Source organism: Kitasatospora sp. NPDC015120 (genome assembly GCF_043080305.1).
In the GTDB taxonomy this organism is placed as follows: Bacteria; Actinomycetota; Actinomycetes; order Streptomycetales; family Streptomycetaceae; genus Kitasatospora.
In genome coordinates this window covers 39,018-52,050 of record NZ_JBIBVJ010000020.1, presented here as the reverse complement: position 1 = coordinate 52,050, position 13,033 = coordinate 39,018, and the positions used below count along the sequence as shown (strand labels likewise).

5 protein-coding genes are annotated in these 13,033 nt (G+C 75.1%); 2 read left to right on the top strand and 3 right to left on the bottom strand.

Annotated elements, in window-relative coordinates:
* Window positions 1-46: 46 nt before the first annotated feature.
* Entirely contained in the window at window positions 47-484 is a 438-nt protein-coding gene (locus tag ACF1AK_RS30145) for a YchJ family protein (RefSeq protein WP_391502010.1), read from the bottom strand.
* 576 nt (window positions 485-1,060) lie between these two features.
* Between ACF1AK_RS30145 and ACF1AK_RS30140 the strand changes: the two genes are divergently transcribed.
* Window positions 1,061-6,046, top strand: coding sequence for an amino acid adenylation domain-containing protein (locus tag ACF1AK_RS30140; RefSeq protein WP_391502009.1), 4,986 nt, complete (start codon window positions 1,061-1,063; stop codon window positions 6,044-6,046).
* Between the two features lie 106 nt (window positions 6,047-6,152).
* On the top strand, window positions 6,153-11,681 hold the full coding sequence (locus tag ACF1AK_RS30135) for an amino acid adenylation domain-containing protein (RefSeq protein WP_391502008.1): 5,529 nt from the start codon (window positions 6,153-6,155) through the stop codon (window positions 11,679-11,681).
* Window positions 11,682-11,748: 67 nt separating this feature from the next.
* On the opposite strand, the gene ACF1AK_RS30130 is transcribed toward ACF1AK_RS30135, so the two are convergent.
* Complete coding sequence (locus tag ACF1AK_RS30130) at window positions 11,749-12,405, bottom strand: NADPH-dependent F420 reductase (RefSeq protein WP_391502007.1); 657 nt, start codon at window positions 12,403-12,405, stop codon at window positions 11,749-11,751.
* Between the two features lie 273 nt (window positions 12,406-12,678).
* Window positions 12,679-13,011, bottom strand: coding sequence for a hypothetical protein (locus tag ACF1AK_RS30125; RefSeq protein ID WP_391502006.1), 333 nt, complete (start codon window positions 13,009-13,011; stop codon window positions 12,679-12,681).
* Window positions 13,012-13,033 lie beyond the last annotated feature (22 nt).

Sequence of the window (13,033 nt, the reverse complement as noted above, 5' to 3'; positions counted from 1 at the left end):
CCGGAGGAGAGGGCCTGGGCGGCCGCCCGCAGGGCCGCAGGGGGCGTCAGTCCAGCGCGAGGGCGTCCAGGTACACCCAGGCGCCCTCGTGCCGCACGAACCGGCTGTGCTCGGTGAGGACGCCCTCCTCCCGTCCGTCCGCGTAGTGGGCCCGGAAGGCCACCGTGCCCTCGGCGTGGAACGGCCCGCCCTCGGTGGTGGAGAGCACCTCCAGCCGCAGCCAGCGCAGCCCCGGGTCGAGGTCCACCGAGTCCGGCCTGGTGTCCGGGTGCCAGGTGCGCAGCAGGTAGGCCTCGTCGCGGGCGGCGAAGGCGCTGTAGCGCGAGCGCATCAGCGCCTCCGCGGTGGTCGCCGCGGCCTGGCCGCGGTGCAGCCGGCCGCAGCACTCGGCGTAGCTGGCGGGCAGGCCGCAGGGGCAGGGCGAGGACGGCAGCAGGCGCGGGGCGGGCGCGGCGGCGCGGGCGGTGGAACGGCGTCGGGACATGGGTCCATTCTGGCGCCCCGCGGGGGTGCTGTGCGCCGGGCGTCCGTCCCGGGCCGTCCCGGACCGCCGTGGGCGGGTGCCCGGGCCGCGGGCGGGCGCCGGGCCGGGGCCGGGACGCGGCCGGTGCCCCAGGCGTCCGGGACAGCGGGTGGCGGACCTTGGGAGGCACACCCGGTACCCGCCGGGTGCCGGTCCCGTCCGCACCCTGCCCGGATCCTCATGACCCCCCCAGCTGTTTGACTGTCCTCGGACAATGTAAAGTCCGGAAATCTGCTTGCGGCGTCGGCTGGGCGCACGGGTGGCGTAGCTGACGGTCCGTTGGCGAGAACCGTAGCGGTCCGAACTGACCCTGCCAAGGGGGCGTCGAGGTGGCTGACAATCCGTGAGAAATCGCCAACGAACCGTCACGCACCGGCACCGCTGAGGGGGGAGAAGGGGGTGATCTTTCCGGCATATCGAACGAGTGACGGAAATGTGCTGGTGATTCGTAGATCTTTACCCCACCATCTCCCAGGGCACACCGCCCATTTCTCGCCGACCACAAGTCGATGCAGCAGCACCCCTCGGGAGAGAGTGATGAGTTCGACGGGACTTCCCCCGCTGGATCCGGCCGCCCCTCTGGCCGCCCTGGTTTCCGCGCAGGTCAGACGAACACCGGACACCATCGCCGTGATCGACGGCACGCACCGGCTGACCTACCGTGAACTGGACGCCGCGGCGGACGCGATGGCGGGCCGGCTGGCCGCCGCCGGGGTCCGGGCCGAGACCCTGGTCGGGGTCTGCCTACCGCGTACGGCGGACCTCGTGGTCAGCCTTCTGGCGGTGCTGCGGGCCGGCGGCGCGTACGTGCCGCTCGACCCGGCGTACCCGCGCGACCGCCTCGAACTGGTCGTCGGCGACGCGCAGGCCCCCGTCGTGGTCACCGACCGCGCCCATGAGCACCTGCTGAACGGCGCCGGCGCCACCCTCCTGTACGTCGACGGAGAGAGCCCCTCCGCCCCGCTCGACCCGGCCGCCGGGCGCCCCACCACCGGTGACGCCACCACCGACGCGCTCGCCTACGTGCTCTACACCTCCGGCTCCACCGGCCGCCCCAAGGGCGTCTCGGTCACCCAGCGCGGCGTCAACGCCATGCTCTGCTGGGCCGCCGGCACCTACACCGCCGCCGACCTCGCCGGCGTGCTCTTCGGCACCTCCGTGTGCTTCGACATCTCGGTGTACGAGCTGTTCCTCCCGCTCTCCGTCGGCGGCACGATCATCGTCGCGGAGAACGTGCTGGCCCTGCCCGAGCTGCCCGCCCGGGACGAGGTCACCCTGGTCAACACCGTGCCCAGCGCCATGGCGGCGCTGCTGCGCGGCGACGGCCTTCCCGGCGGCGGGGGTCTGCCGGGCACCGTGCGCGTGGTCAACCTCGCCGGCGAGGCGCTGCCCCGCCACCTGGCCGACAAGGTCTACGCCCAGCCCCGGGTCGAGCGCCTCTACAACCTGTACGGGCCCACCGAGGACACCGTCTACTCCACCTGGTCGCTGGTCACCCGCGACGGGACCGGCGAGCCGGTCATCGGCCGCCCGCTCGACGGCACCCTCGGCCACGTCCTGGACGAGCAGCGGATACCCGTGCCCGACGGCGGCATCGGCGAGCTCTACCTCTCCGGCGAGGGCCTGGCCCGCGGCTACCACGGCCGCCCCGACCTCACCGAGGAGCGCTTCGTCCACGTCGACGGCCTGCGCTGCTACCGCACCGGCGACCTGGTGCGCCGGCTCCCCGACGGCGACCTGGAGTACCACGGGCGCGTCGACCACCAGGTGAAGGTCCGCGGCTTCCGCGTCGAGCTCGGCGAGATCGAGGCCGTGCTCGCCACCCACCCCGCCGTCGAGTCCGCCGCCGCCGTCGTCCAGCGCGACGAGGCCGGCGACTACCTGGCCGCCTTCGTCCAGCCCGTCCCCGGCGCCGCCGAGCCGACGCCCGCCGAACTGCGCGCCCACTGCGCCGCCGCCCTGCCCGGCTACATGGTGCCGCTGGCCGTCGCCGTCCTGGAGACGATGCCGCTCACCCCGAACGGCAAGACCGACCGCAAGGCGCTGCCCCCGGTCGCCCGCAGCCGCGCCGGGCACGAGCTGTTCGTCGCCCCCCGCACCCCTGTCGAGACCCGGATCGCCGAACTCTGGCAGGGCCTGCTCGGCGTCCCCGAGGTCGGCGTCCACGACGTCTTCCTCGACCTCGGCGGCCACTCGCTGCTCGCCGCCGGCCTGCTCGCCCGGATCGAGCGCGAGTTCGGCACCCGGGTGCCGCTCGCCGAGTTCTTCGCCGCCCCCACCGTCGCCTCCCTCGCCGTGCGGGTCGCCAACGGCGGCGGCGGACGGGCCGCCGTCGAGCCGCCCCGTCGCCGGGCCGACCTGCCCGCCCGCGCCACCGACTTCCAGCACGAGCTGTGGCTGCACGAGTCCATGCAGCCGCACAGCCCGCTCTACAACGTGCCGCTGCGGATCCGCGCCGAGGGCGTCCTCGACCGCGAGGCGCTCGGCCGCGCGCTCACCGAGGTCGTCCGCCGCCACGAGGCGCTGCGCACCGCCCTGAACGGCGCCGCGATCCCCACCGAGCACGACCCGGTCGTCGCCGAGGTCCGCCCGCCGTACACCGTCGAGGTCCCGCTGCTCGACCTCACCGGACCGCACGGCGCGGTGCCCGACGAGGAGACGATCGACGACGTGCTGCGCGCCGAGGCAGCCCGTCCGCTCGACCTGCCGGGCGGCCGGCTGCTGCGCGCCCTCGCCGTGCGCACCGGCGAGGACCGGCACGAACTGCTGTTCACCGTGCACCACGCCGCGATGGACGGCTGGGCCGCCGGGCTGTTCCTCGCCGAGGTCGCCCGCGCCCACCAGGACGGCGAACTGCCCGAGCCCGCGCTCCAGCTGTCCGACGTCGCGCGCTGGGAGGAGCTCAACGTCGCGGCCGGCCGCGAGGCCGCCGAGCGCTGGGGCCGAAGGCTGCGCGGCATCGAGGGCGACCAGCACCTGCCCGGCGACCGCCCGCACCCCAACCCGCAGGACATCGCCGGGCGCCGGATCGCCCGCCGGCTCGACGCCGGCCTCGTCCGCGGCGTCGAGAAGTGGGCCGCCCAGGAGGGCGCCAGCCTCTACATGGCGGTGCTCGCCGCACTCGGCGGCGTCCTGCACCGCTACACCGGGCGCACCGACGTCGCCGTGCTCAGCCCCTTCGCCGTCCGCCCGGTGCCCGAGCTGGAGACGGTGCTCGGCTCGCTGATCAACACCGTCGCGCTGCGCTTCGACGTGACCGGCACCGACACCTTCCGCGAACTGCTCGCCCGGGTCCGCCCGACCGTCCTGGAGGCCGCCGAGCACAGCGCCCACCCGTTCGTCGACCACGCCCGCCGCTCCGGCGGCTCGGCCGGCCTCACCGCCTCGCCGATCTCCCAGGTGCTGCTGGCCGTCCAGAACCACCCGGTGGCCGGCGTCCGACTGCCCGGCCTGGACCTCACGTTCGTCGCCGAGGTGTGCAACAGCACCGCGAAGACCGACCTCTCGCTGTTCCTGGAGTTCCCGGCCGACGGCCCGCTGCTGTCCGCCGAGTTCCGGACCTCCCGCTACGAGGAGCGCTCCGTGCGCGCCGCGCTCGACCACCTGGTCACGCTGCTCGCCGCCGCCGTCGCCGAACCCGACCGCCCGCTCGGCGAGCTCGCCATGCTCTCCGCCGCCGAACTCGCCGCGGAGGAGCCGGTCAACCGCACCGAGGCACCGGTCCCCGACGCCCGGCTGCACGAGCTGGTCGCTGCCAGCGCCGCCCGCACCCCGGACGCGCCCGCCGTGTCCGCCGCCGACGGCACCCTCACCTACGCCGAGCTCGATGCCGCCGCCAACCGGCTGGCCCACCTGCTGGCCGGCCGCGGCGCGGGCCCCGGCAGCCTGGTGGCCGTCGCCGTGCGGCGTGGCAGGCTGCTGCCCGCCGCCCTGCTCGGCGTGCTGCGCAGCGGCGCCGCCTACCTGCCGCTCGACGTCGACCAGCCGCTCGCCCGCAACCGGGGCGTGCTCGACGACGCCGGGGTCACCCTGCTGGTCGCCGAGACCGCCACGGCCGGCGACGAGCTGCTGCACGGCCGCGCGAGCGTCCTGGTGGACGGCCCCGAGCACGCCGCGGCCCCCGCGTCGGCGCCGGCCGTCGCCGTCGGCCCGGAGGACCCGGCCTACCTGCTGTACACCTCCGGCTCCACCGGCCGCCCCAAGGGCGTCGCCGTCCCGCACCGCGCAATTGTCAACTTCCTCACCTCGATGGGCCGCGCACCCGGCCTCACCGAGCGGGACGTGATGGCCGCCGTCACCACCGTCACCTTCGACATCGCCGGCCTGGAACTGTGGCTGCCGCTGGTCACCGGTGCCCGGGTGGAGATCGCCGACCGCGCCACCGCCACCGACGGCGCCGCGCTCGGCGCCTGGATCGAGAAGCAGGGCGTCACCCACGTCCAGGCCACCCCCGCCACCTGGCGGATGCTGCTGGAGGCCGGCTGGGGCGGCCACCCCGGCCTGACCGCCCTGTGCGGCGGCGAGGCGCTCACCGCCGACCTCGCCCGGGCCCTGCTCGACCGGGCCGCCGCGCTGTGGAACCTGTACGGCCCGACCGAGACCACCGTCTGGTCGACCGTCCAGCGGGTCACCCCCGAACTGGTCGCCCACGGCGGCGTGGTGGCCCTCGGCGCGCCGATCGCCAACACCCGGCTGCACCTGCTCGGCCCCTCCGGGCAGCCCGTGCCGGTCAACGGCATCGGCGAACTGTGCATCGCCGGCGCCGGCGTCGCGCTCGGCTACCACGGCCGGCCCGACCTGACCGCCGAGCGGTTCACCCCCGAACCGGGCCGCACCGACGGCGCCCTGATGTACCGCACCGGCGACCTCGCCTGCCGCCGCGCCGACGGCCGCCTGGAGTACCACGGCCGCGCCGACGCCCAGGTCAAGCTCCGCGGCTTCCGCATCGAGCTGGGCGAGATCGAGGCCGCGCTCACCGCCGTCCCCGGTGTCACCGCGGGCGCCGCCCGGCTCGTCGAGACCCCGGCCGGCCCGGCCCTGGCCGGCTACGCCGTCGCCCCGGGCCTCACCGAGGACGCGCTGCGCACCGCCCTGGGCGAGCGGCTGCCCGACTACATGGTGCCCGCCGGCCTCGTCCTGCTCGACGCCCTGCCGCTCACCCCGGCCGGCAAGGTCGACCGGGCCGCCCTGCCCGTGCCGCAGCTCGGCGGCGCCGGCGCCCCGCCCGAGGGCGACTGCGAGGAACTCCTCGCCGACCTGTGGACCGAGGTCCTCAAGGTCGAACGGGTCTCCCGGCACGACGACTTCTTCGCGCTCGGCGGCCACTCGCTGCTCGCCACCCGGCTGCTCGCCAGGATCCGGGACACCTTCGAAACCGAACTGCCGCTGCGCGTCGTCTTCGAGGACCGGACCCTGGCCGCCCTGGCCCGCCGCGTCGAGGAGCGCCTGCTGGAGGAGATCGACGACCTCGACGACCTCGGCGACGACCTCGGCGCCGACGAGACCGCCGGGAGCGCCCAGTGATCCACCGCACCGCATCCGGAACCACCGGCAACTCCGGGGAGTCCGGAACCAACGACGCACGCACGGCCGCCGGCGACACCGGCGCCCGAACGGGGGAGACCACCGCATGACCGACCAGCCCACCGCCGGGACCGTCCCGGAACCGGATCCCGCCGCCAGACGGCAGGAACTGCTGCGCCGCCGCCTCGCCAAGGCCAAGGCCGCCAAGGCGGCGGCCGCGGCCGGCGGCACCGACCGCCACGGCATCGCCCCGCGCCCCGAGGGCACCCCGGCACCGCTCTCCTCGGCCCAGCGCCGGATGTGGTTCCTCGCCCAGTACGAGCCGGACAGCGCCGCCTACCACATCCCGCTCGCCCTCCACCTGGACGGCGAGCCCGACGAGGCCGCCCTCGGCGCCGCCCTCACCGACGTCCTCGCCCGGCACGAGGTGCTCCGCACCGTCTACCCGGAGGCCGACGGCGAGGTCCGCCCCGAGGTCCTGCCCGCCGACCGGTTCACCCTCACCACCGCCGACGTCCCCGCCGACCGGGTGGACGCCTGGCTGGAGACCGAGGCCCGCCGGCCCTTCGACCTCGCCGCCGACCTGCCGCTGCGCGCCGCCCTGCTGCGCACCGGCGACGGCGCCGTGCTCAGCCTGGTGCTGCACCACATCGCGGCCGACGGCTGGTCGATCGGCGTGCTCTTCGGCGACCTCGCCGCCGCCTACGGCGCCCGCCGCGCCGGCACCGCCCCGGCGTTCGAGCCGCTGGCCGTCCAGTACGCGGACGTCGCGCACTGGCAGCAGACCGAGCTCGCCGCCGAACTCGACCGCCAGCAGGCCTGGTGGCAGGAGCGCCTGCGCGGCGCCACCGCCACCGTCACGGTGCCCGCCGACCGGCCGCGGCCCGCCGTCGCCGGCACCGCGGGCGCCCGGTTCACCGAGGAGCTCGGCGCCGAGCGCAGCCGCCGGGTGCGCACCCTCGCCGAACAGACCGGCACCACCGTCTACATGGTGCTGCTGGCCGCCCTGCAGACCGTCCTCGGCCGCTACACCGGCAGCGAGGACGTCACCGTCGGCACCCCGATCGCCGGGCGCACCCGCAGCGAGACCGAGCCGCTGGTCGGCTGCTTCGTCAACACCCTGGCGATGCGCACCGACCTCTCCGGCGACCCGACGGTGCGCGAGCTCCTGGAGCGCGTCAAGGACGCCACCCTCGGCGCCTACGGCCACCAGGACCTGCCCTTCGAGCGGCTGATCGACGCCCTCGGCCTGGAGCGGGAACTCGCCCACACCCCGCTGTTCCAGGTCCTGCTGAACGTCCACAACCAGGCCGAGGCCCGCCCCGAGCTGCCCGGACACGAGGTCCGCTGGTGGCCGGTCGGCACCGACACCGCCAAGTTCGACCTCTCGGTCGCCGTCGTCGACACCGGCGGAGAGCTCGCCGCCGACCTGGTCTGGCGCACCGAGCTGTACGACGAGGCCACCGTCCGCCGGGTCTTCGGCCACCTCACCACGGTGCTCGACGCGATGGCCGCCGGCCCCGACCGCCCGCTCGCCGACCTGCCCCTGCTCACCCCGTCCGAGCAGCGGCAGCTCGCCGCCTGGGACGACGAGACCGAGCGCGGCTGGGACCTCGACGGCACCCTGCACGCCCTGGTCGAGGAGCAGGCCCGCCGTACCCCCGACGCGCCCGCCGTGCGCGGTGCCGACGGCGTGCTCAGCTACGCCGAACTCGACCGGCGCGCCAACGCGCTCGCCCACCGGCTGCGCGCGCACGGCGTCGGCCCGGACCGCCCGGTCGGCCTGCTGGTCGAGCGCTCCGCCGCCCTCGTCGTCGGCATGCTCGGCATCCTCAAGGCCGGCGGCGCCTACCTGCCGCTCGACCCGGTCTACCCGGACGGGCGCATCCACGCCCTGCTCGACGCGTCCGGTGCCGCCGCCGTCGTCATTACCGAGGACCTGCGCGAGCGGCTCACCGGGGACCTCCCGGTGGTCGTCCCGGACGGCGAGGAGCGCGCCGACGCGCCGGAGGCGGACGTCCGCCCCGAGCACCTCTGCTACCTGATCTTCACCTCCGGCTCCACCGGCGCCCCCAAGGGCGTCGCCGTCGAGCACCGCAACTACCGCAACTACCTGCACGGCCTGCGCGAGCGGATCGGCGGCGACCAGCAGGGCTGGAACTGGGCGCTGGTCTCCACCTTCGCCGCCGACCTCGGCACCACCAACGTGTTCGGCGCGCTCACCGGCGGCGGCTGCCTGCACCTGCTGACCCGTGACCAGGCCACCGACCCGGACGCCTTCGCCGCCTACGCGGCCGAGCACCGGATCGACGCCATGAAGCTGGTCCCCAGCCACCTGGAGGGCCTGGCCGCGCACGGCACCGGCCTCGGTGCGATCCTCCCCGCCCGGCTGCTGATCTGCGCCGGCGAGGCGCTGCGGCCCGACCTGGTGGACCGGATCCGGGCCGCCCGGCCCGACCTGCCGCTGCACAACCACTACGGGCCCACCGAGACCACCGTCTCGATGCTCGGCGCGCCGGTGCCCGCCGATCTCGGCGACGCGGCCACCGCGCCGCTCGGCCGGCCCTTCGGCAATGTCCGCGCCCACCTCCTGGACGCCCGCCGCCGCCCCGTCCCGATCGGCGTCCCCGGCGAGCTGTACGTCTCCGGCGGCGGCGTCGCCCGCGGCTACCTCGGCCGCGACGACCTCACGGCCGAGCGCTTCGTGGAGGTGGACGGCCGCCGCGCCTACCGCACCGGCGACCTGGTCCGCCGCCGCCCCGACGGCGCCGTCGAGTTCCTCGGCCGGATCGACCACCAGGTCAAGATCCGCGGCTTCCGGGTCGAGATCGGCGAGGTCGAGGCCGAGCTGACCGCCCGTCCCGAGGTGCGCGAGGCCGTCGTGACCGCCCGCGGCGAGGGCGCCGCCCGCTCCCTGGTCGGCTACCTGGTGCCCGCCGACCCGTCTGCCGCGCCCGAGCCGGGCGAGCTGCGCGCCGCGCTGCGTACCCGGCTGCCCGACTACATGGTCCCGGCCGCCCTGGTCGTCCTGGACGCCCTGCCGCTGAACGCCAACGGCAAGGTCGACCGGGCCGCCCTGCCCGAGCCGGTCGCCGCCCAGCCGGTCTCCGGCGGCGGCGAGCTGACCACGGACACCGAGCACGCGGTCGCCGACGTCTACCGCCAGGTGCTGGAGGCCGGGGAGATCGGCGCCGCCGACGATTTCTTCGCACTCGGCGGCGACTCCTTCTCCGCCGTGCGCGCGGTGCGCCTCATCGGTGACGGCCTGTCGGTCATCGACCTCTTCCAGCACCCCACCGTCCGCGAGCTCGCCGCACTGATCGACGCCCGGGCCGGCGGCACCGCCGACGAGGGCCCGCGCACCCTGCTGCACAAGCTCACCCGCGGCAACGCCCCCGCCCGGATCAACGTGGTCTGCGTCCCCTACGGCGGCGGCAGCCCGATCACCTTCCAGCCGCTCGCCGACGCGCTGCCCGACGGTCACCGGCTGTACGCCGTCGAGCTGCCCGGCCACGACCCGAGCCGGCCCGACGACGAGCTCGCCGAACTCGACACCCTCGCCGACACGCTGACCGCCCAGGTGCTGGAGAAGGTCGACGGCCCGGTGCTGCTCTACGGCCACTGCCTGGGCGGCGCGCTCGCCACCGCCCTCGGCTCCCGGCTGGAGGCGGCCGGCGTCGACCTGCGCGGCCTCGCGCTCGGCGGCACCTTCCCCGCCGCCCGGCTGCCCGGCCGCTTCGCCGAGTGGATGGCGCGCCGGATGCCGGGCGACCGGGTGCTGTCCAACCGCGGCTACCTCGAATACCTGCGCGCCATGGGCGGCTTCACCGACGTCTACGACCAGGCCGAGCAGGACTTCCTGGTCCGGGCACTGCGCCACGACGTCCGGCAGGCCGAGGACTTCTACACCCGCGCCTACGGGGACGAGCGGCCGGAGAAGATCGGGGCCCCGATCCTGTGCGTGGTGGGCGAGAAGGACCGCGCCACCCAGCTCTACGAGGAGCGGTACGCCGAGTGGGAGCACTTCGGCGACAGGGTCGACCTCGCGGTCGTGCCACGCGCCGGGCACTACTTCCTCAAGCACCAGGCCGACGAGCTCGCCCGGGTGCTGGCGGAGTTCGCCGCCACCGGGTCGATATCCGACCCGGCCGCGGTCAAGCGCCCGGCCGCCCGGGCCGAGCTGGGCATCTTCGCCAAGGTGGCGATCGGCCAGTTCGTCTCGATGATCGGCACCAGCCTGTCGACCTTCGCGCTCGGCGTCTGGGTCTACCAGCAGACCAACTCGGCCTTCGACTTCGCGATGATCTCGTTCATCGCGGTGCTGCCGGCCGTCCTGCTGCTGCCGGTCGCCGGTGCCCTCGCCGACCGGGTCGACCGGCGCAAGATCATGATCGCCACGGACACCGTGGCCGCCGCCGGCATGCTCAGCCTCGGCCTGCTGCTCTGGGCCGACCTGCTGGAGATCTGGCACATCTATGTCGTGGCCTGCATCGGCTCCACCTGCGGGGCCTTCCAACGGCCCGCGTACCTCGCCGCGATCACCCAGCTGGTGCCCAAGCGCTACCTCGGACAGGCCAACGGCCTCGCCCAGCTCGGCACCGGCGCCGGCGACATGATGGCCATCCTGGCCGGCGGCGTCCTGGTCTCCCTGGTCGGCCTGCACGGCGTCGTGCTGTTCGACATGGCCACCTTCCTGACCGGCGTCACCTGCCTGCTGATCGTCCGCTTCCCGGACGCCCTGTTCGACAAGCAGGAGGAGCCGCTCTGGCGGGAGGTCGTCACCGGCTGGCGGTACATCGCGCGCCGCCACAGCCTGGTCGCCATGGTGGTCTTCTTCGTGGTGTTCAACTACCTGTTCGCCGTCGCGACCGTGCTCGTCACCCCGATGGTGCTGGCCACCGGCACGCCCTTCCAGCTCAGCGTCATCACCGCCCTCGGCGGCCTCGGCGCGATGACCGGCGCCCTGGTCATGGGCCTGTGGGGCGGCACCCGCCGCCGCACCGTCGGCATGATCGGCTTCACCTCGGTGGTCGGCCTCGCCGCCGTCCTCACCGGCAGCCGCCCCGAGACCGCCCTCACCGCCTGCGGACTCTTCGTCCTCTGGGCGTCCATGATGATCCTGAACTCGCACTGGATGTCGCTGATCCAGACCAAGGTCGGCATGGAGCTCCAGGGCCGGGTGCTGGCCACCAACCAGATGCTGGCCATGTCGATGATGCCGCTCGGCTTCCTCACCGCGGGCCCGCTGTCCGACCACGTCTTCGAGCCGCTGATGCGCCCCGGCGGCGCGCTCGCCGACTCGGTCGGCCTGGTGCTCGGCACCGGACCGGGCCGCGGCGCCGGACTGCTGCTCGTCGTGGTCGGCCTGGTGCTCTTCGTCTGGGGCCTGCTGGGCCTGGCCTACCGGCCGCTGCGCCTGCTGGAGGACATCCTCCCGGACGCGCTGCCGGACGCCGAGATCGGCGACAAGGACGCCATCCAGGCCGAGGCCGACCGGCAGCTCGCCCTCGCCGAGGCCGCCCGGAAGGGCCGCGCCCCGGGTGCCGCCCGGGTGCCGCGCCCGTCCGGCACGCCCGAGCCGGTCGAGGACGACGACTCGGACGACCGGGTGCACGCCTCCACCGGCCGCCGGTAGGCCGTCCCCGGACACGCGGGCGCCCCCGCCCCCTCCTACGAGGAGGGGGCGGGGGCGCCCGCGTCCGCTACCGGGCGCGCTTGAACGCGTAGTTGAAGTCCGTCGTGCCGAAGGCCCCCATCAGGCGGACCCAGAACGGCATCATCATCTCCATCGCCCGGGCACCCGTGATGTCGCCCAGGTCGATCACCCACGCGGCCGGCCAGCCGAAGGCGCCCAGCAGCGCCACCGTGCGGGCCTTGGCCTCCGCGTCGTTCCCGGCCACGAACAGGTTGTGCTCGCCCTCCAGCCGGGCCGGGTCCACCATCAGCGGCGCGGTCAGCGTGTTGAGCGTCTTCACCACCAGGGCCTGCGGGAACTCCCGCTGGATCCGCTCGCCGACGCTGTCGGTGTTCACCGGGTCCAGCGTCAGCTCGCCCTCCGGCGAGAAGACCAGCGGGTTGGAGAGGTCGATCAGCAGCTTGCCCGCCAGGTGCTCCGCCCCGGCCGCCCGCAGCGCGTCGACCGCGACCGTCCCCGGGGTGGCGTTCAGCAGCACCTCGCCGAACGCCGCGGCGTCGGCGAAGGTCCCGTGGTGGCCGCGGGCCCCGGCCTGCCCGGCCCATGCCGCGGCCGCCTCGTTGTCCTTGCTGCGCGAACCGAGCGTCACCTCGTGACCGAGCGCCACCAGCTTGTCCGCGACCGTCCGCGCGACCCCGCCCGCCCCGATGATTCCGTACCGCACCCGCCGTACCCCCTGTCACTCGGACCACTACCGCCCCGACCCTAGGCCCTCTCTTTCGGATCACGCCAGGCGGTCGCCGCCGGAGCACGCACCTCGCCGGCTTGTCGTCGGTCGCCGATGCTCCGCATGGACTCCCTCCTCCGCACCGCCGATGCACGCACTCCAACGACGCCCGCTCGTCCGACGTGATCCGAAAGAGAGGACCTAGGCCACCCGGTCCCGCCCGTCCGGCGAACGGCGCGAAGGGTGACCCGAATGCCCGCGCAGCCGCGGTCAGGTCCCGGGCTGGAGGGTGAACAGCACGACCACCACGGCCAGCAGGGTCAGGCCCGGGGCGAGTCCCGCCGGGACCCGGGCCCGGCGCGACAGGTAGGCGACCGGCCACTGCAGGAGCGTCAGGACGACGGTGGCGAGCAGCAGCCGGTCGGAGAGGGCGAGGCCGGCGTGGGTGCGCGGGCAGGAGCCGGGTCCGTAGCACGGGTCGGTCGCCATCTCGGCGAACCCGCGCAGGGGAAGGACGAACGGCAGGCAGGCCGTGGTGATCAGGGTCGACCGCGACGGCACCCGCCACCAGTCGCCCCGGTGTGAAGCCCTTGTCCTCGTCATGACCCCGATCCTGCCCGGGGCG

What these genes read in the sequence shown, in the direction of transcription:
- ACF1AK_RS30135 (WP_391502008.1), top strand. Translation starts at nt 6,153, where the DNA reads ATGACCGACCAGCCCACCGCCGGGACCGTCCCGGAACCGGATCCCGCC.
- ACF1AK_RS30145 (WP_391502010.1), bottom strand. Translation starts at nt 484, where the DNA reads ATGTCCCGACGCCGTTCCACCGCCCGCGCCGCCGCGCCCGCCCCGCGC.
- ACF1AK_RS30125 (WP_391502006.1), bottom strand. Translation starts at nt 13,011, where the DNA reads ATGACGAGGACAAGGGCTTCACACCGGGGCGACTGGTGGCGGGTGCCG.
- ACF1AK_RS30140 (WP_391502009.1), top strand. Translation starts at nt 1,061, where the DNA reads ATGAGTTCGACGGGACTTCCCCCGCTGGATCCGGCCGCCCCTCTGGCC.